General features: G+C 43.1%; 34 protein-coding genes, 1 pseudogene and 2 riboswitches. Of the genes and pseudogenes, 4 read left to right on the forward strand and 31 right to left on the reverse strand.

The annotated features are described in order from the left end of the window. Positions 1-35 precede the first annotated feature (35 nt). The 8 genes from A8F94_RS18465 to A8F94_RS18500 form a co-directional block, all read right to left on the reverse strand. Positions 36-377 carry a cupin domain-containing protein gene (locus A8F94_RS18465; RefSeq protein WP_066203762.1) on the reverse strand — a complete coding sequence of 114 codons (342 nt, stop codon included), beginning with the start codon at positions 375-377 and terminating at the stop codon, positions 36-38. A 201-nt stretch (positions 378-578) separates the two neighbouring features. Beyond that, positions 579-1,115: a 2-oxoacid:acceptor oxidoreductase family protein gene (locus tag A8F94_RS18470; protein ID WP_066203765.1), complete on the reverse strand. Its 537-nt coding sequence runs from the start codon at positions 1,113-1,115 to the stop codon at positions 579-581. Beyond that, entirely contained in the window at positions 1,115-1,870 is a 756-nt protein-coding gene (locus A8F94_RS18475) for a thiamine pyrophosphate-dependent enzyme (RefSeq protein ID WP_254660894.1), read from the reverse strand. Before A8F94_RS18475 ends, A8F94_RS18470 begins: the two co-directional genes overlap by 1 nt. Next, complete coding sequence (locus A8F94_RS18480; RefSeq protein WP_066203773.1) at positions 1,861-2,931, reverse strand: 3-methyl-2-oxobutanoate dehydrogenase subunit VorB; 1,071 nt, start codon at positions 2,929-2,931, stop codon at positions 1,861-1,863. Before A8F94_RS18480 ends, A8F94_RS18475 begins: the two co-directional genes overlap by 10 nt. A 14-nt stretch (positions 2,932-2,945) precedes the next feature. After that, positions 2,946-3,176, reverse strand: coding sequence for a 4Fe-4S dicluster domain-containing protein (locus tag A8F94_RS18485; RefSeq protein ID WP_066203777.1), 231 nt, complete (start codon positions 3,174-3,176; stop codon positions 2,946-2,948). Positions 3,177-3,187: 11 nt separating this feature from the next. Then, entirely contained in the window at positions 3,188-3,850 is a 663-nt protein-coding gene (locus tag A8F94_RS18490; protein ID WP_066203781.1) for a hypothetical protein, read from the reverse strand. Between the two features lie 213 nt (positions 3,851-4,063). Next, a complete protein-coding gene (locus A8F94_RS18495; RefSeq protein ID WP_066203783.1) occupies positions 4,064-4,381 on the reverse strand; it encodes a hypothetical protein in 318 nt (105 codons plus the stop codon). A gap of 222 nt (positions 4,382-4,603) precedes the next feature. Continuing rightward, positions 4,604-6,763: a sensor domain-containing protein gene (locus A8F94_RS18500; RefSeq protein ID WP_254660895.1), complete on the reverse strand. Its 2,160-nt coding sequence runs from the start codon at positions 6,761-6,763 to the stop codon at positions 4,604-4,606. A gap of 204 nt (positions 6,764-6,967) precedes the next feature. Here A8F94_RS18500 and A8F94_RS25885 point away from each other — a divergent pair, with 204 nt between their 5' ends. After that, complete coding sequence (locus A8F94_RS25885; protein WP_175384463.1) at positions 6,968-7,132, forward strand: hypothetical protein; 165 nt, start codon at positions 6,968-6,970, stop codon at positions 7,130-7,132. Positions 7,133-7,558: 426 nt separating this feature from the next. Here A8F94_RS25885 and A8F94_RS18505 read toward each other — a convergent pair whose 3' ends face one another. The 7 genes from A8F94_RS18505 to A8F94_RS18530 all read right to left on the reverse strand — a co-directional run bounded on the left by A8F94_RS18505 (position 7,559) and on the right by A8F94_RS18530 (position 12,706). After that, entirely contained in the window at positions 7,559-8,719 is a 1,161-nt protein-coding gene (locus A8F94_RS18505; protein WP_066203786.1) for a S1C family serine protease, read from the reverse strand. A gap of 176 nt (positions 8,720-8,895) precedes the next feature. Continuing rightward, complete coding sequence (gene fbpA, locus A8F94_RS25150; protein ID WP_175384464.1) at positions 8,896-9,063, reverse strand: Fur-regulated basic protein FbpA; 168 nt, start codon at positions 9,061-9,063, stop codon at positions 8,896-8,898. 89 nt (positions 9,064-9,152) lie between these two features. Beyond that, a riboswitch (SAM riboswitch) is annotated at positions 9,153-9,256 on the reverse strand. Between the two features lie 63 nt (positions 9,257-9,319). Continuing rightward, positions 9,320-9,423, reverse strand: a riboswitch (SAM riboswitch). A gap of 228 nt (positions 9,424-9,651) precedes the next feature. Then, positions 9,652-9,957 (reverse strand): heme biosynthesis protein HemY, encoded by a 306-nt coding sequence (locus A8F94_RS18510; protein ID WP_066203789.1) that lies wholly within the window; start codon positions 9,955-9,957, stop codon positions 9,652-9,654. A gap of 72 nt (positions 9,958-10,029) precedes the next feature. Further along, the gene (locus A8F94_RS18515) at positions 10,030-10,776 is read right to left on the reverse strand and encodes a hypothetical protein (protein ID WP_066203791.1); all 747 of its coding nucleotides are present in this window, start codon (positions 10,774-10,776) and stop codon (positions 10,030-10,032) included. 104 nt (positions 10,777-10,880) lie between these two features. Next, positions 10,881-11,474 (reverse strand): class I SAM-dependent methyltransferase, encoded by a 594-nt coding sequence (locus A8F94_RS18520; protein ID WP_066203797.1) that lies wholly within the window; start codon positions 11,472-11,474, stop codon positions 10,881-10,883. Between the two features lie 54 nt (positions 11,475-11,528). Next, positions 11,529-11,906: a PH domain-containing protein gene (locus A8F94_RS18525; protein WP_066203800.1), complete on the reverse strand. Its 378-nt coding sequence runs from the start codon at positions 11,904-11,906 to the stop codon at positions 11,529-11,531. 32 nt (positions 11,907-11,938) lie between these two features. Continuing rightward, positions 11,939-12,706, reverse strand: a complete 768-nt coding sequence (locus tag A8F94_RS18530; protein ID WP_066203803.1) for an NRDE family protein — start codon at positions 12,704-12,706, stop codon at positions 11,939-11,941. 122 nt (positions 12,707-12,828) lie between these two features. Between A8F94_RS18530 and A8F94_RS18535 the strand changes: the two genes are divergently transcribed. From A8F94_RS18535 to A8F94_RS18545, 3 genes are all read left to right on the forward strand, one after another. Beyond that, complete coding sequence (locus A8F94_RS18535) at positions 12,829-13,395, forward strand: membrane-spanning protein (RefSeq protein WP_066203806.1); 567 nt, start codon at positions 12,829-12,831, stop codon at positions 13,393-13,395. A 13-nt stretch (positions 13,396-13,408) separates the two neighbouring features. After that, complete coding sequence (locus tag A8F94_RS18540) at positions 13,409-13,981, forward strand: hypothetical protein (protein WP_066203809.1); 573 nt, start codon at positions 13,409-13,411, stop codon at positions 13,979-13,981. Between the two features lie 121 nt (positions 13,982-14,102). After that, the gene (locus A8F94_RS18545) at positions 14,103-14,816 is read left to right on the forward strand and encodes a hypothetical protein (protein ID WP_066203812.1); all 714 of its coding nucleotides are present in this window, start codon (positions 14,103-14,105) and stop codon (positions 14,814-14,816) included. Positions 14,817-14,900: 84 nt separating this feature from the next. Here A8F94_RS18545 and A8F94_RS18550 read toward each other — a convergent pair. The 16 genes and pseudogenes from A8F94_RS18550 to A8F94_RS18615 all read right to left on the reverse strand — a co-directional run. Next, positions 14,901-15,407: pseudogene (locus A8F94_RS18550) on the reverse strand (DUF444 family protein); the annotation flags it as partial. Between the two features lie 29 nt (positions 15,408-15,436). Then, positions 15,437-17,035, reverse strand: coding sequence for a recombinase family protein (locus A8F94_RS18555; RefSeq protein ID WP_066203813.1), 1,599 nt, complete (start codon positions 17,033-17,035; stop codon positions 15,437-15,439). A 68-nt stretch (positions 17,036-17,103) separates the two neighbouring features. Beyond that, complete coding sequence (locus A8F94_RS25890) at positions 17,104-17,256, reverse strand: hypothetical protein (RefSeq protein WP_175384465.1); 153 nt, start codon at positions 17,254-17,256, stop codon at positions 17,104-17,106. A gap of 45 nt (positions 17,257-17,301) precedes the next feature. Further along, on the reverse strand, positions 17,302-17,751 hold the full coding sequence (locus A8F94_RS18560) for an ArpU family phage packaging/lysis transcriptional regulator (RefSeq protein ID WP_066203816.1): 450 nt from the start codon (positions 17,749-17,751) through the stop codon (positions 17,302-17,304). Positions 17,752-17,813: 62 nt separating this feature from the next. Beyond that, positions 17,814-18,323 carry a hypothetical protein gene (locus A8F94_RS18565; protein WP_066203818.1) on the reverse strand — a complete coding sequence of 170 codons (510 nt, stop codon included), beginning with the start codon at positions 18,321-18,323 and terminating at the stop codon, positions 17,814-17,816. Between the two features lie 130 nt (positions 18,324-18,453). Further along, a complete protein-coding gene (locus A8F94_RS18570) occupies positions 18,454-18,846 on the reverse strand; it encodes a YopX family protein (RefSeq protein ID WP_066203822.1) in 393 nt (130 codons plus the stop codon). A 5-nt stretch (positions 18,847-18,851) separates the two neighbouring features. Beyond that, complete coding sequence (locus A8F94_RS18575; RefSeq protein ID WP_066203825.1) at positions 18,852-19,220, reverse strand: YopX family protein; 369 nt, start codon at positions 19,218-19,220, stop codon at positions 18,852-18,854. Further along, on the reverse strand, positions 19,210-19,413 hold the full coding sequence (locus tag A8F94_RS18580; protein ID WP_066203828.1) for a hypothetical protein: 204 nt from the start codon (positions 19,411-19,413) through the stop codon (positions 19,210-19,212). Before A8F94_RS18580 ends, A8F94_RS18575 begins: the two co-directional genes overlap by 11 nt. Positions 19,414-19,436: 23 nt before the next feature. Further along, the gene (locus A8F94_RS18585) at positions 19,437-19,826 is read right to left on the reverse strand and encodes a hypothetical protein (RefSeq protein ID WP_066203831.1); all 390 of its coding nucleotides are present in this window, start codon (positions 19,824-19,826) and stop codon (positions 19,437-19,439) included. Further along, a complete protein-coding gene (locus A8F94_RS18590) occupies positions 19,823-20,392 on the reverse strand; it encodes a hypothetical protein (RefSeq protein ID WP_066203834.1) in 570 nt (189 codons plus the stop codon). Before A8F94_RS18590 ends, A8F94_RS18585 begins: the two co-directional genes overlap by 4 nt. A gap of 152 nt (positions 20,393-20,544) precedes the next feature. After that, positions 20,545-20,847, reverse strand: coding sequence for an IDEAL domain-containing protein (locus tag A8F94_RS18595; protein ID WP_066203838.1), 303 nt, complete (start codon positions 20,845-20,847; stop codon positions 20,545-20,547). A gap of 135 nt (positions 20,848-20,982) precedes the next feature. Further along, on the reverse strand, positions 20,983-21,945 hold the full coding sequence (locus A8F94_RS18600; protein ID WP_066203841.1) for a hypothetical protein: 963 nt from the start codon (positions 21,943-21,945) through the stop codon (positions 20,983-20,985). Between the two features lie 20 nt (positions 21,946-21,965). Next, on the reverse strand, positions 21,966-22,169 hold the full coding sequence (locus A8F94_RS18605; protein ID WP_077247809.1) for a hypothetical protein: 204 nt from the start codon (positions 22,167-22,169) through the stop codon (positions 21,966-21,968). Further along, entirely contained in the window at positions 22,150-22,386 is a 237-nt protein-coding gene (locus A8F94_RS18610; RefSeq protein ID WP_066203848.1) for a hypothetical protein, read from the reverse strand. Before A8F94_RS18610 ends, A8F94_RS18605 begins: the two co-directional genes overlap by 20 nt. Beyond that, a complete protein-coding gene (locus A8F94_RS25895; RefSeq protein ID WP_175384466.1) occupies positions 22,373-22,528 on the reverse strand; it encodes a hypothetical protein in 156 nt (51 codons plus the stop codon). The genes A8F94_RS18610 and A8F94_RS25895 overlap by 14 nt, the downstream gene beginning before the upstream one ends. A 208-nt stretch (positions 22,529-22,736) precedes the next feature. Next, positions 22,737-22,925, reverse strand: a complete 189-nt coding sequence (locus A8F94_RS18615) for a hypothetical protein (RefSeq protein ID WP_066203850.1) — start codon at positions 22,923-22,925, stop codon at positions 22,737-22,739. Positions 22,926-22,930 lie beyond the last annotated feature (5 nt).

Below are 22,930 nucleotides of genomic sequence, written 5' to 3' on the forward strand. Positions count from 1 at the left end.
GCCGCGGCAAATGAGAAACGTCCCCCTTTTCTGTTTTAACTATTTTTCGCATACTCCGGTGATGGGACTTTGCTTAGGATGACATACAAGCTGACAGGTTCTTTTCCATTATTGTTGAAGGCCATCATTTCTTCTCCGCCGCAATGGACCACGTCATTAGCCGAAACCTCCTGCTCCACTCCGTCAATAATAAATGTTCCTTTACCGGTAACCACAAACAGGAAAACTTCCGTGCCGGGGTGTTTGTGGGGCGGAAGCTGCTGGCCTGGATTAAAATTCAGGACAAATGCAGTGCTCTCCCCTTTTTTAAAAACGACTCTCTTCGTAAATTTCTCTTCGCTGTATTCAATAAAAGATGACAATGATTGCCTTTCCATGTATAACGCCTCCGTTATCTAGATTTTTCCCATAGCCCTATCGTAAATCATTGGCGCTTTTTATTTTGTGAATTATATCACGGGGAACTTGTGAAATTTTAATCCTTCTTTCTTTTCCCTTTCCCTAAAAAATCATGCCAGAGGAGCATACAAATAGGGACGTTCCCATTCGCCGCGGCAAATGGGAACCGTCCCTGTTAGCTACTGAGCAATCGCTGCGCCTTTTTCAAGAGCCTTCTTATTTATATGAATGAGTGAGTGCTTTTCCTTTGATAGAACCTTTTTTAAAGAAGTGAGCACTGCTTCTTCCGAGACGATTCGTATCCGTTCAATAAACGCCCCGAGCAGGATCATATTTGCCGTTTTTCCATTTCCGAGTTCATTTGCAAGTGAAGTGGCGTCGATTTCAATGACGGAAATATCGGTCCGGCTTGATTTTTTATCAACAAGTGAACTGTTAACGATCAGCAGCCCTCCAGGCCTTACTTTTGGCTCGAACTTTTCAAAGGATGGAATATTCAAAACAATCGCTGCTGATGGAGCACTGACAAGCGGGGAACCAACAGGCTCATCACTCACAACAACAGCGCAGTTGGCTGTGCCTCCTCTTTGCTCTGGCCCATATGAGGGAAGCCAGGAAACATTCTTTCCTTCATGCATTCCTGCATAGGCAATTAATTGGCCCATCGACATGACTCCCTGCCCACCGAAACCTGCAATAATGATTTCTTCAAGCATCAGCTTTTCACTCCTTCAGCCTGCTTGTAAATGCCTAGTGGGTAGACGGGAACCATCTTCTCCTTGATCCAATCAAGTGATTCATGCGGGTCGAGCCCCCAATTTGTCGGGCATGTTGACAACACTTCGACCAGTGAAAAACCAAGAGCTTTTTTCTGGATTTCAAATGCCCGGCGAATCGCCTTTTTTGTTTTAATAATATTGGGGACATCATGGGAAGATACCCGTTCAATATAAGCTGCACCATCGAGGGTTGCCAGCAGCTCACTCACCCGAATTGGCGACCCCTGCAATGCTTTGTCACGTCCAAAGGGGCTGGTTGCCGTTTTTTGCCCAATTAGGGTAGTCGGGGCCATTTGGCCGCCCGTCATTCCATAAATGGCATTGTTTACAAAAATAACGGTAATATTCTCCCCCCTCGCAGCCGCATGGATGACTTCACTGATGCCGATGGAAGCAAGGTCACCGTCGCCTTGATACGTAAAAACGAACCGGTCGGGAAGCACCCTTTTAATTCCTGTGGCAACGGCCGGGGCGCGCCCATGGGCAGCCTGTGTCATATCACAATTGAAATATTCATAGGAAAGTACGGAACACCCTACCGAGGCAACCCCAATCGTGTCTTCCAGGATATCCATTTCTTCAAGGACTTCACCGACAATCCTATGGATAATACCATGTGTGCAGCCCGGGCAATAATGGGTTGGGTTGTCGGTCAGGCCCGTTGTTTTTTCAAAAACAGTTTTCATGCCCATACCGAAACCCTCCCTGCGAGCTCGATAATTTTCCCGAATATATCCTCCTGTGTCGGGACAACTCCACCTGTCCGTCCGTAAAATTCGACAGGTGCCCTTCCTTCCACAGCTAGCCGGACATCTTCAATCATTTGCCCTGCACTCATTTCCACAGACAAGTAACATTTAACCCGGTCCCTTGACTCTACAAAAGGCGCGGCAGGGAATGGCCAAAGTGAGATTGGGCGGACCAATCCGACCTTTATCCCCTGCTGGCGGGCTTTATTGATTGCATTAGTGGCAATCCTGGCTACAGTTCCAAAAGCTGTGATGATGATTTCCGCATCCTCGGTAAGGTATGTCTCATAACGGACTTCGTTCGTCTTAATCTCGGCAAATTTTTTCTGAAGCTGTATATTCCGTTGTTCTAGGCTGTCAGCATCCAACTCAAGAGAGGTTATCACTCTTCTTGCACCGTCTCCCCTAGTACCTGTTGTCGCCCATTCTTTAACTGGAAGCTCTTTTTCATATCTGTCAGTAAACTCGACCGGCTCCATCATCTGTCCCAGCATTCCGTCCCCCATCAGAATCACTGGCGTCCGGTAACGGTCAGCAATATCAAAGGCTTCCTGTGTCAAATCAACAATTTCCTGCAAGGAAGCAGGCGCCAGCACAGGGGTATAGTAATCGCCATGGCCTCCGCCTTTCGTTACTTGAAAATAATCTGACTGGGCTGGCTGGATATTCCCAAGCCCCGGTCCGCCTCTTACAATATTTACTATTACTGCCGGAAGCTCTGCACCGACTAGATAGGAGATTCCCTCCTGTTTCAGGCTGAAGCCTGGACTTGACGACGAAGTCATTACCCTTACTCCAGTCCCGGACGCGCCGTACACCATATTGATAGCCGCCACTTCACTTTCAGCCTGAAGGAATAGGCCGCCTGCTTCTGGGAGTCTCCTTGCCATATAGGCAACCAATTCGCTTTGCGGAGTGATCGGGTAGCCAAAAAAATACTTGCAGCCTGCATGAACGGCAGCTTCCGCAATCACTTCATTCCCTTTCATCAAAACCTTAGCCATATTGCTCCTCCTTCTTATATGGTGGCCCGCTTCCTCTCCGGGCGGTATACGGTGATAACGCCATCCGGACAGATTTGACCGCATTTTGCGCAGCTGATGCATTCTTCCTGCTCACTGACAGTTGCCGGCCGGTATCCTTTTCCATTCAGATAATCGGCGAGAAAGATAACGTTCACAGGGCACACCTTCACACACAAACTGCAGGACTTGCATGCATTTTCATTAAAAACAACCCTCGGTTCCATATCCTGCCTCCTCATTCCCATGGCAATTTCATAAATCTATCAATGAAAACGATATCGTCCCTCCCAGCAAATTCCGGGCAACTGGCAAGCCTTCTATCTATTGTGCTTCCAATGAACGAGATTCCCAGTTTCCTTGCAACCGCCTTCGCCAGCTGTTCCCCGGCAACAATATCCTCTATGGCTGTCTCTGCTCCGAGATTTGTATTATTAATAATCCCATTGATTGGAAGCCTTGCTGCCTTTTCAATTCCCGAGATTGCCTCTATGACCCCTTCCACGCTGCTAACATAGGGCCGCCTTGCATTCAGCACAAATATCATTGAAATATCATAGCTTCTCCACTCGTGAACATACTGGCCGAGGACCGTTGCCCCGTCCTTTTCACCTCCCGCATCAATGATGAGGTTGTACGACGGGTCATGGATCACTCTATACAATTCGCCCGATACGATGGGCAAGTCAGATGACGCCAGCCTCTTGGTTGGACCGATTAACTCAACTCCGATTTCATTCAATGTGGCAGCTATATCCCTTGACCGAAAGTAGGGATTTATAACATCAAGATCTGCCAAAGCCCTCCTTCCCGTCCCATTGCGTGTAAAGTTTAATGCCAGTTCAGTTTTGCCGCTGCCAAAATGCCCGGTCAAGATGATAATTCTCGAGAACACCTTCATTTAAACAAACCTCTTTTGTAACCGCTTTCAAAAAATAATGAACCTTTCCATCCCTATTATAAAATAACCCTTCTTTGCTGGCTTTGACCTTTGCCACACACGAACCAGAGATATGAGCATCCAACATTTTATCTGCTAATATTGCCGTTAAAATCCCTAATTCTACTTAGGGAAAAGAAAGCGGGTTCCTTGTTACGGAACCCGCCTTTACGATCAGCTCATATAGGTCAATATGACTTTTTGGGGAATCATATATGTTGCTCCTGCTTTTTTCACTTGCCCACAGGAAGGCATTTCGAATGAGAAGTCCTCTACTTCAGAAGGAATGATTCCAGTTTCCTTCAGTTGCTCAAACACCCTTTGCATTGCATCCTCGGTCGAAATTGATTCCTTTGTTTCCTCTGTCTCAAAACACTCGACGCATGTCTCGACAATATTTTCATCAATCTGTTCCTGCGCAAATACCAACCTGCCACGGGCCATATCCTCAACTTCACGGTTTTCAAGTTCAATGATTGTGGTGATATTCATTCAGTCCACCTCCGTAATTGATACATCCATTATAAAAAACTTCCACCGTGTTGTTTTCATAAACGGTTTGTTTTCGTATTTTCTTCATATGTTTTTAACAAATTTATGTCTTTTTTACAATCAGGAAAATTTCCAGTTGATTTCCTCTTCAGATGGATCACTATTCACTTTTATCATAGCACCAGTATCCGCTAAAAGTTTGGTAAGCGGCCTATTCTTTTGTTACACCGAAGCTGTCTCCAAGGTAATCGTTTTAGAGAGAAATTCCAGAGCTGAGTTTGAATTCAGGGGCTTGGCAATAGAGAATCCCTGGGCAAAATCACACGAACTGCTAGAAAGGAATTCAAGCTGTTCCCCAGTCTCGACTCCTTCTGCCACCACCTTCAAATTCAGGCTATGTGCAAGCGAAATGACTGCAGCCACTATTGATGCGTTTGCCTTGTCTAATTCCAAATTATGAATAAATGATTTATCAATTTTTAATACACTTATTGGAAAGTGTTTCAAATAGCTTAAAGAGGAAAAACCAGTTCCGAAGTCATCTATGGCGATCGACACTCCCAATTCCTTTAAAAGGTGAAGGATTTTCGCAGTTTCTTCCGGATTTTTCATAACCGTTCCTTCAGTCAGTTCAATTTCAAGCGAGTTGGAGGAAAGTCCGGTTTCTTGTAAAATTCCGCCTACTAACCTGACAAGGTCCTGTTTTTGAAATTGCAATGGAGAAAGATTAACACTTACCGTTAGTCGGCCAAATCCCATGTCATGCCATTCCTTGCATTGCCTGCACGCCTCGCGCAGCACCCATTCCCCTATTGGGACAATCAGTCCAGTTTCTTCTGCCACTTCGATAAACTCATTCGGATATAGTACATCCTTCCCGTCCCTTTTCCAGCGAATGAGAGCTTCCATTCCAACTATTTCTTTGTTACTTAGATTGTACTTCGGCTGATAGTGAAGAAGAAACTCGTCATTTTCAAGTGCCTGCCTCAGCATAATTTCCTTTTTCATTCGTTCCATTACCTGAACATTCATTGAAATGTTATATAATTGGTAACCGTTCCTGCCCAGTTCCTTTGATTTATACATGGCGAGGTCAGCCCTCTTAAAAAGACTATTCATCTCATCCCCATCCTTGGGGCTGATACTGATTCCAATGCTTGCTGTGACTGAAAATTTTTGGCCATTCAGTTCAAAAGGCTGTTCCATGACTGAGTTTATAGTTTCACAGGCTATAAGCGTTTCTTCCTTCGCCTTTACTCCAGGCATTAGTACAACAAATTCATCCCCACCAAACCGGGCTACAATATTTCCCTGGCCACAAGCCTTTTTAAGTCGATCGGCTACCTCCTTAAGCAGCAAATCACCTGCCTGGTGGCCCAGGCTGTCATTTATGATTTTGAAGTGATCCAAATCCAAAAGCAGGAAGCCAAGCTTCTCCTTTTTCTCACTTTCAAAATAGCTTTTGATAAAAAAATCAATAAACCATCTGTTCGGGAGACCGGTCAATGCATCATGAAACGCCATATGTTTAACAGTTTCTTCAGACTTTTTCCTATCCCTGATATCTCTGCATAATGCAAGATACAGGGTACTATCCCCGATTGTAATAAGCCGGATATTGATGTCGACCGGAATTTCTTCCCCTTTCTTCGTAACAATTCGGTCTTCGTATTGGCAGGAGTTTGAAGGGATTTGGCCCTTCCGGATTTCTAGCATTTTTTCCGGAAGTACCTTAAACAGATCCTTCACGTTTAACATTAACAACCTTTCCTTCTGGTAGCCAGGCAGTTCGGCTCCTGCACGGTTCACATTCAAAAAGTCTCCTTCGAGTGTGATCAGGAACAAACCATCTGCAGCCTGGTCGACAACATTCCTGAACTTTTCCTCACTTTCACGAAGTTTCTTCTCAGCTTTGACCCGGTCTGTAATATCAAGTCCAAATCCGAGCATAAAATCCTCATGCTCAGTATGGATAATGGTTTTTCCGGTAAACATCACTCTTTCTTCACCTTTGAAGTTAACGGGAACCTCCTTTGTAATGAGCTTCCCCTGTTCCCATACTTCAAGGTCATTCTGTCTGTTAATTTCGGCGATAGGGGGAGGGAAAAAATCAAAAACGGTCTTCCCCTTCAGCTCCTCCTGTGTCATTTCATGTGCCTTAAGCACCTGTTCATTCGCAAATAAGGTTCTTCCCTCTTGATCTTCCAAGAAAATATTCAAGGGCAGCGCATCAAGGATTTTTAATTTTAACGACTCACTTAATCTGAGTTTTCTTGAGAGTTCTTCCTCTTTTTTTTCCAATTCATAGATGCGGCGAAGTAAATCATTATACGTAATTTCATCCTGGTTGTTCATTATAGTAATCGGTTGGTTCATTGCCATTGGCGGCTGCCTCGCTTTTGTTTTCTATTGGTAACAGATGATTTTCTATCTTTTTATTAGGCTGTGTTAAAGGAAATTGTTGATTTTTTAAAGTGTGATTGCAGCGTAAGGCGCGAAGACTCGTTCGAAAATGCAAAGAGCGCATTTTCTCCTGCGATGCTTTTTCTTGGAAGCTTATTCAACGTCCTGCGGGAGAAAAGGTCAGTGGGAGACCCCACAGGCGCTCGCGCCGAGAAGAAAGAAAAGCGGAGGCGACTGCCCAGCTCCGACCAGCGCTCCTCGAAAAAGCTAAAGCTTTTTTCTTCGTGCGATGCCTATGCTTCCGAAGCTTACTCTTGTGCAGGGCCTGAAGCAGAAGTCGTTCTTTGACTTCAGCTGAAGGACCGAAGCGTCCTCGAGGAGCTAGGAGCCGCAGCTAGACAGGCTCCCAGACCGCCCGCGGAAAGCGAAGCGCCTCGTGACAGGCAAAGTTCGCCTGTCCCTGCGATGTTGATTCTTTGGAGCTTCCCTTTGTGGAGCGAAAATCAACATCCTTGTTTAACAGAGCCTTTTATTAAAATAGGACTATTTCTTCACCAAAATGGAAGAAACATTCATTCTATAACCATATTTTATAATGGCAATATAAACAATACGTGTACATTTTTAACAAATTCATGAAAACAGGATAACTTTTCACAGTAAATGCTTCTCAGTCCAGACACAATGTAATCAATAAAGTGTTTGGAAAGGGCAGAAAAAAGAGGCCGTCCCATTTGCAGAACGCCTCTTTTTCGCATTTTTATTAAATTCATCCTAGTTTCCATCGGTTCCATTTACCAATGTTACCTCTGCCGTCTGCTTGTCTCCTCCACGATAGAACGTGATATCAACCGTATCACCAGCCTTTGCCTCTTTATAAAGGAAGCTGCGTAAATTCGGAACGTTTTTTATTTTATTTCCATCCATTTCAACGATTACGTCAAGTTTCTGAAGACCCGCTTTTGCAGCCGGAGACCCAGGGCTTACTTCCATGATGATAACTCCTTCGGTAACATCTTTCGGCAGCCTAAGGGTTTCCTGCCAATACTGTGACGGTATGTCCCGAAGTGATAATGGGCCTACACCTAAATAAGGTCTGCTTACCTTCCCATTCTTTTCGAGATCTTCCATGACTGGCAATGCTACATGTACAGGGATGGCAAACCCAATTCCTTCGACAGCATCCTGGGCGATTTTTGCCGAATTGATTCCTATCAACTCGCCGTTAATATCTATCAAGGCGCCACCGCTATTCCCCGGATTAATGGAAGCATCGGTTTGAATGACCTCAGTCTGCCAGTCAACGGCTCCATCTTGATTCACATCGACAGGCATCGTACGCTCAGATGCACTGATTACCCCTTTTGTTACAGTACCTTCTAGGAATCCCAAAGGATTTCCAATTGCAATCGCGGAAGCCCCAGGCAGAAGGTTTGTGGAGTCACCCAATTCAACAACGTCTTCAATTTCGCTCCCATCCACCGAAAGGACGGCCAGATCAGTTAAGGGGTCAGACCCCAGCAATTCTGCAGGTATTTTAGTACCGTTACTTAGCGTGATTTCAAGCTGGGCTGCTCCGTCAATTACGTGGTGGTTTGTGACAACAAGTGCCTTTGAACCGTCTTTCTTATAAATGACACCTGAGCCTGAGCCTGCCTTGGCCAAAACATTGCCTTCCCAAATGTTCCCGCCTTGGAAATTCGCTACACTGACAACCGAATCCCTTGCTTTTTTGACAGCTTCTGTTACTTCCGATTCACGATTGTCATCATCTGCCTTGGCAGATTCCGCAACTTTTAAAGGAGGAGCCGCATTTTCCTTCCCATTACCTTGAAAAATTCCATTCACCGCTAAGCTTAGTAAAATGCCCCCGACCATCCCGATCAGCAGCAAAGGCAGCCAGCTTTTTTTGTTATTCTTTTCTTTTTCTACCATTTCCGCAGCTCCTTTCGTTTAGTTTGCCAACATATGCACATTACCTTCTTCCCTATACCGTATTGGACCAAAACTTATAGTTTCTTCCAACCCAATAAGGCAGTTGCTGTCGGAAATATTTATAAATTATAACTTCAACTAAAAAAACATAACCGGGCAGTCATGATGCTGCCCGGTTATGTTTTTTTCTCCCTTTTCAAAACAAGCTCGTATTCATATTCCAATGTTTTTAGAGGAGCATCGTATAAATGCTGGTGATCCGAAGTTTTGTAGACATTCTTAAGGATAAGCGCCTCAATTAGTTCCTCTTTTCTCCTTTCCACAAGCTCCGACAATCTTGCCATTTTCATCTCCTCCATTTTCAATACTATAATCTTAACAATGCCAAAAGAAAAACCCTCATCCTGGTGGAAGAGGGCAACATTTACGAGTTTGCTTATCTTCCAGGATTTATGTCCTGATGGATTTGGCACAGTACCCTGCAGGCCTGTTGCCGAGGCTTCAAAGGGCCATTCCCTCCACCTCTCTTGATAAGTGTATTCTTTAGTTTTCAACAAAAAATAAAAACCCTTTCCAATAAGAAGAGGGCTGCTGTTTCTCTTCTTATCTTTCAGGCTTTCGCCTGCCGGATTTGGCACAGTACCCTGCTCAGGCCTGTTGCCGAGGTTTCACAGGGCCAATCCCTCCACCTCTCTTGATAAGAACACTATTAGGTTATCAAAACCAACTCTATCGTGAAACGGATAGAAAGTCAATATCATTTATGATTGACTTTTCCGAAAAGTATTTTCAATTTCTGACATGGTGTTTTGTCCTTGAGGCCTTTGCTCAAGTACATTTCGACGGCACTGCACCCCTGTCGTCATCATTCATTTTTTTATAAATAAATACAAAAGGCTGACCTCTTCTGGGTCAGCCTCCTAGTTTTCATTCTAATGGTGATGGCCGTGGCCGCCTTTGCTTGGGTTCGTAATGACAAATTCCTCTTGTGGCACATAGAAATATTGAATCCAGACCCCATCAAGGAATTCTTCACGCTTATCCACAATGATATCGATGTCTTTATCGGTTTTCACAACTTCATCATGCTCAGTGGGTGTATCGAGGACAAGATCATAATGGGCGTGGTCCCCGTGCATATGTGTGATGACTACGCGGAACAGCTGTCCTTCCTCTGCCTGGTTCTTTACCATTTCCTTCAGGACCTTTGCGGCATTGCGGTTAATTTTTACTTTCATTCCTGTATTCTCCTTCCGGGCCAATTCACCCTATTATCTCATTTCCTTCGAAAAAAGAAAAACGAGCCGACTTTAATCCTGGTTATCCAAAGGCTCAGAAACAAATAGGCTTGGATTGAAATTTCCATTGAACACTTGCCTGGATGCCCATAGGTTCCCAAGCAGCCGTGGTACCATCTGCATGGATGGGACGATTTGATAGTGAATAAAATAGATAAAGTAAAGCAAATAAAGATAAGCGTTTGATTTTAAGTGAACCTCTTTGAAGTACTGCTCATTTTCGGTTATCGTTGCAAACGAATGGGTCTCCACCCCGGCAACATACCTTGTTTCCATTCCTTTAAACATATTCCGGACGAAATGGATGTTTGTAACGACTGTCGGGTCATCGTCTCCATCAACATTAGCCAGTCTTGCCTGGGTATCGGCGTTTACATTGGATAGCTTGTCAGTCAAAACACCAACATGGGCAAATGCTTTATCAAACCCTGGATTGGCAGCTTGAAGCCCTTCTTCCTCTAGTAAATTGTAGAGCGGAAGGGACAGATCCTCTTCCATATAGGAAGGCGGAACTGACTGCCTTGCCCATTTCAGGCCGGCAAGATTGCTTGATGTAAAAAAAGTGAGAAAATACCATTTATTATAATTATCCCTTGCCAGAAGCACCTTAGGCCCATCATCTACCCTTTCATATAATGTAAACCTAGCCTGCTGGTCAAACATGAAGGGTTCCGGGTCCTTCCTTCTGAAACCTCCCAGGTATTGTTCGGGCGGCTGTTCAATCGGCACCGCTAAGTGGATGAATAATTCGGTTAACATATATACACTCCTAACATTGTAATCTCCTTATCCATTCCTAAATCGGTCCGCCCTACACAGGTTGTCCGATAAAACTTTCGTTTATAGCAACGCAACTATAAAAACTATTTGATAATCGTACATTCTGCAGCAATAAACAAACCATTGTAATACGTTTGAACTTTTTCAATACGGACACTGTTTTCTTTTAATAGAGCTAACGTATCCCTATCCAAATGGCAGCCGTCGCAAACTCTTTTCCAAACAGGTGTCAGCAGTTGCTGGGCCTTTGCCATGGCAGGCTGCGGCATTCTGACATGCTCGAAAATCAAAAGTCTGGCATTGGGCTTTGCTACCCTTTTAATTTCTGTAAATGCACGTACCGGATCTGGGATTGTACAAAAAACTAAAGTAGCTACCACCGTGTCAAAGCTGTCATCAGGAAACGCAAGCTTCTCTGCTCCCATTTTATGAATCCGGATAGGAACTGTAGCTTTTTCCAGCCGGCTTTGTGCCCTTTTTATCATATGTGGGTTTGGTTCGATGGCATCGACACTTTCGGCTGTTACATAGAGAGGAAAATTAATCCCCGAACCAAAACCGATTTCAATGACCTTCCCTTCTGCTTTTTGCAAGAGCTCCTTCCGAATATCTTTAAAAGTATTCTCCTCAAATCCCTTCATTGCTGCATCATATATCGCAGGAAACCATTTTCCCATCTCATTTTCTCCTCATGAAAATAAGGCGGCAGTCAAAGACCGCCGCCTTTCCTATTATTTCAGCACGTATGCTGCCAGGACGCTCTGAAGCTCGTAAATATTCAGGCTTTTGTTAAATTGCTTCTGCAAGGGCAGCTGGCTTCCTGAAATCCAGATTTTCAGCTCCGCATCAAGGTCGAAGCTTCCAGCTGTTTCAATACTGAAATGGGTAATATTGCGATAAGGAATCGAATGATACTCAGTTTTCTTACCTGTAATTCCCTGCTTGTCAACCAAGATTAAACGGCGGTTTGTGAAAATAAACATATCACGTACCAGCCTGTATGCTTTTTCAATTTTTTCTTCGGGGGCCAATACTTTGGCGAACTCCTTCTGAACTTCCGGCAGGCTTACTTCTGATGCATTCCCCATTAATCCATCCAAAAATCCCATTCTGCTCTCCTCCTCTTTTGATTTACTTTTTATTATTCCCTTTTTAAAGATATTGAAAAGTCCCTTTCTGTATAACTATCAGCTTGAAAAGTCCGTTCCGTATACGAAAGCTGCCCTTCCTCCATCAACAGGACCGTCGAGCACCTCGTCCCATAGCCTTCACTTTTTATAAACATTGGCGAGAGCATCCGTTCAAGTTCAAGGCCAACACCAGTATCAGGCAGGTCGGCATCATTAGCGGGATCGGCATTTTTAAGGAGAAAGAATAAATCAGTTTTCAAAGTTGCATCTTCTTTATGAATGAGCTGTTCCAGACCCCTTTTCCCTCGTTCCACCTTTGGCCAAGAAGTATTCAAAAGATGATTGCTGACACCGTGTATGCCTGGTGCAACTTCTCGGACGACACCTTCGATATTGGAAAAATAATAGAGGCTCGATTGATCCCCCGCCAGAAAATTAAAACCTGGATAAAGGCTTCCCTTTTGTGCGGCAGCATTCATATACTCTTCCGGAGTAGCTTTTCCCCGTAAAAAATCCGCAACAAGCTCACCTCTCGACAGCTTTCCAGTCGCCTGCATTTCCTTTGGATCCCGAAAATTGGTCAAGGCTGCGAAGCGGCCGAACTTCGTCACCCCCATCCAGGTTCCCATTTTCTCGAGGTCCCTGCCGGCAAGAATCGCGGGCTCATCCTCCCAAAAATGAGCAGGCGAAGTTGGCCGCTCGTAGCTTTCATCCCGATTGGCCGCTACAATTAATGGATATCTTGGATGGACTTTATAAGCAAACAAAATTAAGCACATTGTTATCACAGCTTCCTTATGATCTTATTACACTAATAGTATCCCACTTTAAAGAGCGTTGTCTCATGATTTTACTTTATGTGGAGATACTAACAGCAATTCTGTTTAAAGGGGTGGGATGATTGAAGCGAAAGATACTAATCTGGCTGGCAGCAATTTTTTGTTTAACAGCACTTGTCCTGTTCATTTACTTTTTTAATAAAGGGGATTCTTCACGCTGGCAGGTTGCCCTGGGCGGTATTGGTGTTAGCGCTTTGCCGCTTTTGCTTCTGATTGCAAAAAAAATACCATTCAATATCCCAATCATTATCGGATATTATATAGCGATTCTTTGTACAACGTTTCTTGGTTCGATTGCCTCCTTTTATTTAAAACATAAGTGGTGGGATTCTACCCTCCATTTTTATAAAGGAATATTGGTTAGCTTTGTCGGAATTGCTTTATACAAACTGCTTGTTCCTGCAACTTCTCGGATTGGCGTCTCCAGGCTATTGGTTTTCCTGTTCACTGTCTCCCTGGCCGTAACGTCAAGTGTCATATGGGAAATATATGAATATGTTGGTGATTTATTTTTTACACATACGATGCAGCTTGGAGGGAATAAAGATACCATGCTGGATTTGCTTGCCGGGACTTCAGGCGGCCTGGCTGCCAGCCTCTATTCATTAGCCAGAAAGGAAAAGTTATAAGGGGAGTGGTAGTATGAACCGGAAATTCATAATAATTCTTTGTTTACTATATAGCGGATTTATGGCTTTTCTTGCGTTCACCTTTCATGAACAGGGAGAATCATTTAAAGTTTCAGTTGCAGCAGCCGGGGTTGGCTGCGGGCTCGTTCCGCTCATCCTTGGCATTTTCACGAAGTGGAAGTTTAATACTCCGTTAGTGGTCTCCTATCTAGTATTTTTAGTCTGTTCCCAATACCTTGGTTCGATAAAAGGCTGGTATGGTCTTGGCTGGTGGGACACATTGCTGCACGGATTGAGCGGAGCGTTGCTTGGATTCACCGGTATTGCCCTATACGAAAGGCTTGTCCACCGGGGAGCGGGTACGCAAATTTCGGCCTGGTTCGTGTTTCTTTTTGTTTTCTCATTTGCCGTTTTCGGAGGGGTAGTGTGGGAGATTTATGAATTTGCATCCGATCAGCTTCTTGGCATGACGCTTCAAGGCGGAGGTAACAAAGACACGATGACTGACCTGATAGCTGATTCAATGGGCGGACTGGCCGTAGCAATCTGGGCTGGACTGAGGACTGAGTTTAAGAATAAAAGATGATGCGGACTGGCCTGAAACGGCCGTCTTCTTTGTTTAAACCATTCTTCATAGCTGGGAACTGTTTAACGCCTGCCTTTTAAAGGAATAGTTTCCGTAATGATTATGTAAGGGCAGTGATAGGATGACTCTATGGAGTTTTATTTTTGCGGTTGGGTTAACTGCAGTGCATCTTGGTTCAAAATACTTGAAATTTCTTGAGTCCATGCCAAGAAGCAAGTTATTATCAGTAGCTGGGGGCATTTCTGTAGCGTATGTATTTTTGCATATTCTTCCCGAACTTAATGTCCATCAGCAAGAGCTCAAATACTCAGGACTGGAAAACAAGATGGGTTTCCTAAAGCACCATGTTTACCTTGTATCCATGATTGGGCTCGCCCTATTTTACGGACTTGAACGAATGGCCCGCCTGTCAAAAAAGGATTCAAAAGGCAACAAACGGATATTCTGGATTCATATGGGCGCTTTTACTTTGTACAATGGACTTATCGGCTATCTGCTAATTAGGGGAGAAATAAAAACTCTATCAGACATGTTCCTCTTTTTCCTGGCACTGGCTGTCCATTTTATATCGAATGACCAGAGTCTTCGCCAATCCCATCGGAAAACGTATGATCTATATGGGAGATGGCTGCTTGCTGCTGCTATTATGGGTGGCTGGGTTATCGGTTACTTTAGCAGCATCGACAAAGATACTGTGGCCGTATTTTTTGCACTCCTGGCTGGTGCGATTGTATTGAATGTTTTAAAAGACGAGCTGCCGGAAGAACGCAAGAGCAGCTTTTGGGCATTTTTAGGCGGTATGGCTGTTTATACAGCATTGCTGCTGGCACTTTAATCACTGTGGTTTGCCTTAATCACAGATGTACATTAAAGAACCATCCCAAAATTTTAAGCCAGCCTTTTTCGGCTGGCTCATTGGTTATGCATATTTCTTTTCCTCATCGGAGAAGAAGCTCTTCATTGCGTTAAAAACATCGGCTTTTTGCTTAAGAATGTAATACCTGAAGGTTTCATTTTTAATATTTTTGTATGCAGACATTAGAGTTGAGTGCCGGTTGTATTGGTTTACCTCGCCATACCCGAACATGTTAGATACTTCCATCAATTCCTCAACCAGCTTCACACACCGTGCATTATCCGAAGTCAGGTTGTCACCGTCCGAGAAGTGAAACGGATAAATATTGAATTTTACCGGGTCGTACTTATGGTTGATTAATTCGAGTGCTTTTCTATAGGCGGACGAGCAGATTGTTCCTCCGCTCTCACCCTTTGAGAAAAAGTCCTCTTCCGACACGACCTTCGCTTCGGTGTGGTGGGCGATAAATTCTATCTCGACAGTTTCATATTTCGTCCTCAGGAAACGCGTCATCCAGAAAAAGAAACTGCGAGCCATGTACTTTTCCCAGAGTCCCATTGAGCCAGTTGTTTTGTTTTAACTATATAAATGAAAACTGATTATAAGGGCAATGCTGTATCGAAATTGATTTCTTTAATCATCTCATCCTGGAACACAATGCTATCCACAAGCTTATGGAAAACAAGCCTTTTATGGGCAATGTCTGCTGTTTTGTGGTTTTTGAACTCATTATATAGAGCTACAATATCCAATCGCTTGTCTTCATCACTCAGTGATTGAAAAGCCTCTTCAAGTTTGCCTTTTTGTTCCCGCAGCTTAACAACTTCCTGTTGCAGCTCGTTATTTAATTCAATAAAAGTTTCAATATCATAAAATTGTCTGGACTCCAGAAGCGTCTTGGAAGCATTTAACTTCTTCTTCAACATCCCTTCAATCTGATAGATGTCGGTAAGGATCTCTTGTTTCTTGTTGTCTTTTTCCTTTACCTTGTCCGTCATATCGAGGTCTTCAAAATGCTTTAATTTCTTTTCTATAAAGTTCCAAACATCCTCTTCCAGATGGTCAGCATTTACATTGGCTTGAGGACAGACGTTTCTCCCCTTTTTATGGTAAGTAGAGCAGACGTAATAGCGGTATTCAATTTTAGTGCCATCCTTCTTCTTGTTTGTTCGTTTCTGACAGATCATAGGTGCTCCACATCTGCCACATACCAGCAACCCAGTGAGAGGATGTTTAGCAGCATTAAATTTTCTCGGATGTGCAAACATCTTTTTATTCTCTTCAATTTTCGCTTGTGCCATATAAAAAACTTCCTTTTCAATGATTGGTGGATGAGCTCCATCACATCGGGCCCAATCTTCCTCATCAATATGGACTACTTGTTGAACTTTTTTATTTCCTATTTCATCTTCAATGTAATTGTAACGAGTTTTCCCATATACAATATTTCCAATGTAAGCTTCATTTCCAAGAATATCAATTATGCTTTTATCCTGGAACAACTCTCCCTCCCTTGTCCTATATCCCAAGTCATTAATAGTCGATGCTATTTTTTTTCGGCCCATATTTTCTTTTACAAAAAGATGAAAGATTTTTTGTACAACATCTGCATACTCGTCCGGATGTAAGGATTTAGGACGCCTGCCTTGAGCTATGAGAGCATTTCTTAGTTCTTCATCGGGTAAATCCTTTACTTTCTTATAACCGATTGGCGTAGTGGTCCCCGGCCAGTCACCATTACGCGCCTTTTGTTTATTTCCTAACGATACCCGAATAGAGGTTTTCCTAGATTCTTGCTCAGCCATGACAGCATAAATTTGGAACATTGTGGGCTCGTCTCGAAATGAATCATAATTTTCTTCAAGGCTCAATACTCTGATACCTTTATTTCCTAGCCTTTTGGCTGTTGTAATGGTTTCCCCTGAATCACGAGCAAAACGGGAAATTCCCTTAAAAAAGACCGTATCAACTAAGCCTTTATCTATATCACCAAGTAAACGTCTCATAGCTGGCCGTTGCAAAAGAGTCGTTTTGAAACCTGACTCTCCATCTTCCTCATAAATAAACTTATCGTCAAAAATAACGTCCATATTGGTCCGTTTGGCAAATTCTTTTATCATAGCTACCTGGTGCTCAACTGTATCTCCTTGCCTAGCCTTCCCCAATGAACTGCGCGCGTATATAGCTGCGAATTTCATAAGCTCTTCCTCCAATAAAAAAGAATGCTGTTTATAGTTAATACTATAACCCAACATTCTCGAATTAACTATAATATTTTCATTTCTATAACTGGTCTGTCATGCAAATTATTAACATAATCCACAAACAACTCACATATCAATTCCTCTGCTTTCGCTTTAAAAGCTGATTCATCAATATTAATCTTTGTATCTTCAGTGATGAAACTTTTCCTCTCCATTGTGAATCACCTCTTGCTTAATAAATATGAGGTTCAAGGCCTGTCCTATTCAGCCGATTTTACAACTGCAATATTCAAGTTTAGAGCCAATCTATAAAAAGCTTTCCAGCGAATTTTGTTATAGGTAGGTGCTGATATTGGCGGCTGGAACACGAAGCAATAAACTTTATAATCAGTAATATATTCACTGTCTTCTGACATGTAGCGTTCTTCAATTAGGAATTTTTCCATCTTAGGCAATCTACTGACAGCTCTCTCAATGCGTTCACAATAGCTTTTCCTTTGCATTTGCAAACTGGCATTATGTACAGCTATGTCCCCTGTTTGGTCGCTGGTGTGGTTAGTTGGGCCATGATAACGAACTTCGCTGCTGGCTGTAATGGATGCTTCACGTTCTTCTAAAGTGAGGTATTTAAATAGGCGGTATTTTTCTAATGCTGATTCAACAGCAGCCTGTGTTGCTTTCCGATCCAACTCGGGCAATTCGAAACTCATTATCTTACCCCCATCCTTTGCAGGCACCCAGGGCTACCAAACAGCAACCCCGGGCTCTCTCTTTAATCTAGAAAGTCTTCATCTTCAAAATCAGGTTCAAAATCAGGATCATCCTCAAAATCGGGTACATCATCAAACGGCAGCCTGTCATCCTCGGCAACTTCTTCGAGTGTCATTTGGTCTTTAACAGTGGCAGTGCCATCCTTGTCGACTGGATACTCAACACCTTCGTGACCGTCTTTATCGTAAAATTCATCAATGCTCATCTGAGATTCAACGATATGCAAAGTGACATCTGAACCGGCTTTCTTGTAAAAATTGAAGGATTGCTCTGCGGATGTATCACCTTTGACGATAAATTCCAGGACTGTCTTTTTGCTGTCCTTGGTCGTTTTGTTGAACTCACAGGTTAACTTCTGGTCAACTCCCTCAATGGAAAGCTCCACTACTTCACGAGTCATCTGGCTGATTTCCGGCTTTTTCTCGTCCTCGCCCTTGACGTAAAACTGAATGAGCTCCTTTTTGGAGTCTTTGGTCTGTTTGTTGAAATGCGCTTTTACGGTTGCTTGCATGGTTTTAGTCTCCTTATAATTTTATTATATTACGACCTCGTAATTTTAGGAATACAGGTCGTTGCGACCTCGTTACGACCTATCCCCCTCGAAAAGTCTTAACGCCTCTCAGAAGGGCAGGAAACAGGGTCTATGAACGTGTTTTATCTTTTGGATGATTAAGCAATTCTGGATTGTCGTAAATGTTGCCGATGACTTCTACGTGATTACCACGCATAAATAATGTTCGGTCCCAACGTTGCTCCCCACTAGAATGTTTCATAATATAAAGTGTGCTGGGAGCAAGGGTTACTTCATAACGGTCAACATTTTGTCCACCTGCCAAAGGGTTATGCCATCGTTCCTCAACAACATCCCCTTCATAAATCTCCCTACCGTTCTTGTCTTTCAGGCCGGTGTATTGAAGGAATGTTAAGAACTCATGTGTTTCAATTGCAGAAAACTTCCATGTGCTTTTAAGAGAATCCCAATCGTGCATAAATTTATTTCTGTTATCCCATGCCCGAAACTTAATTTCACGCATCTTAATCAATCCTCCTGGTCAGGAACACGATGTATATTTCCAACCACTTTCACAGGAAACTCGGAAAGTAACTCATCGCTTTGTGGCCGTTCAAGTAAGGATTCAAGATAGTAAGAGCCGTTTTTAAAAACAACCTTATCCCTGCTGCCCTCGGAACGGACAATATCACCTTCAAATATTTCAACCCCGTTCTTATCGATAATCCCTGTATATTGGCCAACCGTTCCCTTGTCGACTTGACTTACCATCATATCCCCGTATTTATCCAGGCTTGCTATTCCCAGTGATCCATCATTGTCCATGGACACAAGAGAACCATAAATCCATTTGCCAGATTTTAAATCTACACCACGAAATTTTATATCACGCATCATCACGTATCTCCTTCCCAGGTAACGGATACTCCATCAAAATGCCAAGCCCATATCCGTACTCTTTAATTTCACTTGACCGTATCCACCCTCGGTCCTCATGGCTTTTAATGACCAAGTTAATGCTGTGAGTATTCATTCCATAGACAATCTTCTTGAGTATTCTTGGATGTGCTTGCTTCCAGCTGTAGCCCATTAGTTCACTTTCCCATCCATTTTTTAATTAGATTCAAAAACTCGGTTGCATTTCGGGCATATATATCCAAAAAGCTTGCTCCAAGGTTGTATCTCAACTTCTCCTTCATGGTTACAAGGCTGTTGTTTTTGCTCCTGTTCTTCAATCAACTGCTCTGCAATGGCACGGGCAACTGCGGATACTTGCACTATCTCTTTCAATGCATTGGTTGCATCTGTTGGCTTGGCATTCCCAAAATTTATTGCATTTACTGTCTGAGCAAACTCGCCAACCTCTTCCATCAAGATGCCCAGCCATTTATTTAAATCGTGCCTTTGGTGCCCCCACAACTGGTTTTGCCTTGCACGTTCCTTATGAACTAGCATGTTTGCCTTAAGCATTAACGGTGTCATTTTCACTATTGGATCGTTCACTTCCGCACCTTCTCTTTCACTACTGGATTAACAATCCTATCAATAACTTCTAGCTGGAACTTTGGAAGGTATCGTCCAACCCCCTGCTTTGCAAACCACACTTCCCGGGCAATCCTGGCCAATATGTATGCATCAACAACGTTGTCACTCGGGTTTGTGTAATTGAAAACTTCTGAAACTGCAGACTTGATTGCGCTTTTCTTCTTGCTGCCTCTCAGCCTGACTTTTTGCCCTTTTTCACCTTCCCAGCCAGTCACACCTACGAATTTTTTAACAGCATTAGGTGCTGCATCGATGTAAGGTATCTCACGTTTGTAAAGTTCGTTTCTAATACCGTGATGCAAACCACCGGCAAACATTGCCCTTTGTGTATCAAATGGAAATCCTTCAATACAGATAACATCGCCCCGTTTTACATGGGCTATAATCTCGTTGATTAGAGTTACCATCCTTTTAGGATCTGCGCCACCAACCCCGGTAAGCTCCTTCTCCCTAACAACTTCCCCAGTTTCATCTAGAGCGACAAACCCTGTTTTGCTCGCTGGGTCTATTCCTACAAATCTCATCCCGGTTCCTCCTTTTTTGTAATTCGCGAGCAGCCAGGTATCTATCTTTTAATCTAGCTCCCGTGTCTGTAGCGATTTGATAAAGTTCTTGATTAGTTGCTTTTGTTGCTTCCAAGCTCCCACCCCTTCGTTACGACCTCGTAATATTTTGTTTAAAAATTTTTGATTGGCAGCCTTGCAGATAATTCTAGAAACCATTCCTTATCGCCTATTGCTAAAGCGAAATCAATCAGTGCTTTCAGGTCCTCGTCATTATCTGGAAAGTTGTAAGGAGATAGTTGTTCCGAATAAGCCCACCAAGCACCACCCACCATTGACTTTCCTTCCGAATCCCGGGTGATAAAAATCTTAATATCCTTTTCGTTTGTTGCAACAACAAATCCCACATATCCTTTCAGCTGTGCATGATTTGTGATTTCAATCCAATCTCCCTTTGCAAATACAACTGGATCCAAATGACTCCCCTCCCTAAGGTTTTTTGCTTTTCAAAAACTAATGACTACGGCGATGATAAAAAGCATGAAGCTGACACCAGCTAGAGCGAAAAAGAAATCGGATTTAGTAAGTTTCATAGAATCACTTCCCTATTATTAGTCGCTTTCATACTCCACAAAACACCCACAGCCCCCAATGTCTTGAATGTCACAAGTTGCTGGCTTTTCCCCTAGCTCTTCTAAACTCATGGCCTTCATGAAGGTAAACTGTTTATTAATGTTCTGGCCTTTATGGTCCTTACCGAAAAGCCAATTCTTTGTATGTTTATTGGTATCTATGATGTGCTGGATTTTTGCTGATTTTTTGCCAGTACTCACAAACTCCCATACATCATTAAAGAGATAATCCTTTTGCTTTCCGCTCCTGATTGACCACTGCTTTGCATAGCGGATATAGTCACTTATAACAATCTCTTGCTCCATTAATTCAACGAAAGTTTTATAGTCTTTTTCATAAAGGTTTTTGAAATGACCTTGACCAGCCTTAACACAGCGACCTTTGCAATTATTATGAGTAAAGCCCATCGCATACAATGCCGGTTCTCTAATGTCGTACCTCTCTAAAACCTCGTAATTATCAATGATGTTTTCAATCAATGGCATTTCTACTTTAAATGGTTTCCAGTTCTTCCGTATTGGACCTTCCCGGTGCATTTCCTCAAAACTAATGCCAAAGTACAGGGTTGGGTCTTCTGTAAAATTCTCGGCCAGCAGGAAGTGCTTATTGTGCCATTTCTCTACCTCTGGAACGATGCCTTTTTTTAGAAACTGGGAAGAAACTTTCATTTTCAACTCTTTGCTGCAAGTGCCCACTCGATTGTTGGCCATAAATCTCTGTTGAACCATTAACTGTGGTGGAGTGATTCCCTTAGAATGGATCAGCATAGGAAGTTCCAGCTTATCACTAGCTTCATAAATGAACCGATATAAATCTTCGTCCTCCCAGAGGGTATCGGTGAAATATAAAACAATATTGTCATCCGGATAATTTGTTTTAACATAATCCGCAACACTGAAAGAGCTTTTACCACCAGAGAAGAAGATAATACGGTTTTGCACACTTACCCCCTCCTGCACATTTATTCGATATCATCATCCAACGGAATCAGCTGCAATCGACTGGTGCTTTTTACAAGACGTTTTGCATAAGTAGGTGTTCTCATATACCTAAGGAAATAAATGCTTTTCCCAGTTTCCTTGCTAATTTCCCTGATCGTCCCCTCTGAAAGAAAGTCATCGCCCTTGTACAACGCATAAACCCGTTTATGCCATGGAATTTTCAAGTGCAACCCCTCCATTCTTCTTCCTTGGGCCAGCTTTTCGCCCTCGGGTCGGCTTATAATCCTTGTCCAATTCCTTGCCGATTTCCCTAAGTTCGGAATATGTTGGGCAGTGGCCACAGCGTATATCAGGATGAATTACATACTCGTTTTCAAGTGGACAACTCCGGCAGTTTTCGAGAAGAGTTTCCATCTTGTAAGTTAAATTAAGCCGGTTCATTTATGACAACTCCAGAATGCGAATACTCGTACAAGTCAGATCCGCAATCACGATAGGGACAAACGTCAATCTCACTGTCCTTCTCAATTACAATTGCCCGGCCGCATCCTTCGCAACTATATACATCAACTGGCATTTCCACTATTTCCGCCTCCTTAAGAAACTTTTGTGTCATCCATTGCCAACTTTAAACCATAGAGTCTATACTCGAGTTGTATCGTTCATTTCCGCCCCGGCTTTCGGCCTTCCCAATTCCGTTGCCGGGGTTTTATGTTATACTGAGTTAGCAGTCTTCCGACTGTAACCCCGCCCCGACAGGCTATCCCTCCAAGGTGCCTTTGTCGGGGTTTTTATATGTCCTTTCTTAATTCAGCAGGACAAACCATAATTAAGTGTTCACCTAAGACATACCTTTCCGTGTCACATTCATTATTAGTGATTGTGTAGTCATATGCCGCTTTATCGGTATAAGCACCTGTTACTTCAAACAGGCCCGTTTGGCGTTTATATCTCACAATATCTGCTATTTTAAATTCCACTCTCA

The sequence above is a fragment of the Bacillus sp. FJAT-27225 genome (genome assembly GCF_001685025.1).
Classification (GTDB): domain Bacteria; phylum Bacillota; class Bacilli; order Bacillales; family Cytobacillaceae; genus Bacillus_D.

Bases quoted from the DNA above. Each gene is read 5' to 3' on its own strand.
- A8F94_RS18490 (WP_066203781.1), bottom strand. From the start codon at position 3,850: ATGAAGGTGTTCTCGAGAATTATCATCTTGACCGGGCATTTTGGCAGC.
- A8F94_RS18610 (WP_066203848.1), bottom strand. From the start codon at position 22,386: ATGAACCGGCTTAATTTAACTTACAAGATGGAAACTCTTCTCGAAAAC.
- A8F94_RS18515 (WP_066203791.1), bottom strand. From the start codon at position 10,776: ATGTTAACCGAATTATTCATCCACTTAGCGGTGCCGATTGAACAGCCG.
- A8F94_RS18570 (WP_066203822.1), bottom strand. From the start codon at position 18,846: ATGCGTGAAATTAAGTTTCGGGCATGGGATAACAGAAATAAATTTATG.
- fbpA (WP_175384464.1), bottom strand. From the start codon at position 9,063: ATGGCAAGATTGTCGGAGCTTGTGGAAAGGAGAAAAGAGGAACTAATT.
- A8F94_RS25890 (WP_175384465.1), bottom strand. From the start codon at position 17,256: ATGGAGAGGAAAAGTTTCATCACTGAAGATACAAAGATTAATATTGAT.
- A8F94_RS18530 (WP_066203803.1), bottom strand. From the start codon at position 12,706: ATGTGCTTAATTTTGTTTGCTTATAAAGTCCATCCAAGATATCCATTA.
- A8F94_RS18465 (WP_066203762.1), bottom strand. From the start codon at position 377: ATGGAAAGGCAATCATTGTCATCTTTTATTGAATACAGCGAAGAGAAA.
- A8F94_RS18520 (WP_066203797.1), bottom strand. From the start codon at position 11,474: ATGGGAAAATGGTTTCCTGCGATATATGATGCAGCAATGAAGGGATTT.
- A8F94_RS18480 (WP_066203773.1), bottom strand. From the start codon at position 2,931: ATGGCTAAGGTTTTGATGAAAGGGAATGAAGTGATTGCGGAAGCTGCC.
- A8F94_RS18565 (WP_066203818.1), bottom strand. From the start codon at position 18,323: ATGCAAGCAACCGTAAAAGCGCATTTCAACAAACAGACCAAAGACTCC.
- A8F94_RS18505 (WP_066203786.1), bottom strand. From the start codon at position 8,719: ATGGTAGAAAAAGAAAAGAATAACAAAAAAAGCTGGCTGCCTTTGCTG.
- A8F94_RS18575 (WP_066203825.1), bottom strand. From the start codon at position 19,220: ATGATGCGTGATATAAAATTTCGTGGTGTAGATTTAAAATCTGGCAAA.
- A8F94_RS18525 (WP_066203800.1), bottom strand. From the start codon at position 11,906: ATGGGATTTTTGGATGGATTAATGGGGAATGCATCAGAAGTAAGCCTG.
- A8F94_RS18545 (WP_066203812.1), top strand. From the start codon at position 14,103: ATGACTCTATGGAGTTTTATTTTTGCGGTTGGGTTAACTGCAGTGCAT.
- A8F94_RS18495 (WP_066203783.1), bottom strand. From the start codon at position 4,381: ATGAATATCACCACAATCATTGAACTTGAAAACCGTGAAGTTGAGGAT.
- A8F94_RS18475 (WP_254660894.1), bottom strand. From the start codon at position 1,870: ATGGGCATGAAAACTGTTTTTGAAAAAACAACGGGCCTGACCGACAAC.
- A8F94_RS18555 (WP_066203813.1), bottom strand. From the start codon at position 17,035: ATGAAATTCGCAGCTATATACGCGCGCAGTTCATTGGGGAAGGCTAGG.
- A8F94_RS18590 (WP_066203834.1), bottom strand. From the start codon at position 20,392: ATGAGATTTGTAGGAATAGACCCAGCGAGCAAAACAGGGTTTGTCGCT.
- A8F94_RS18540 (WP_066203809.1), top strand. From the start codon at position 13,409: ATGAACCGGAAATTCATAATAATTCTTTGTTTACTATATAGCGGATTT.
- A8F94_RS18510 (WP_066203789.1), bottom strand. From the start codon at position 9,957: ATGAAAGTAAAAATTAACCGCAATGCCGCAAAGGTCCTGAAGGAAATG.
- A8F94_RS18560 (WP_066203816.1), bottom strand. From the start codon at position 17,751: ATGAGTTTCGAATTGCCCGAGTTGGATCGGAAAGCAACACAGGCTGCT.
- A8F94_RS18470 (WP_066203765.1), bottom strand. From the start codon at position 1,115: ATGCTTGAAGAAATCATTATTGCAGGTTTCGGTGGGCAGGGAGTCATG.
- A8F94_RS18485 (WP_066203777.1), bottom strand. From the start codon at position 3,176: ATGGAACCGAGGGTTGTTTTTAATGAAAATGCATGCAAGTCCTGCAGT.
- A8F94_RS18580 (WP_066203828.1), bottom strand. From the start codon at position 19,413: ATGGGCTACAGCTGGAAGCAAGCACATCCAAGAATACTCAAGAAGATT.
- A8F94_RS18500 (WP_254660895.1), bottom strand. From the start codon at position 6,763: ATGGCAATGAACCAACCGATTACTATAATGAACAACCAGGATGAAATT.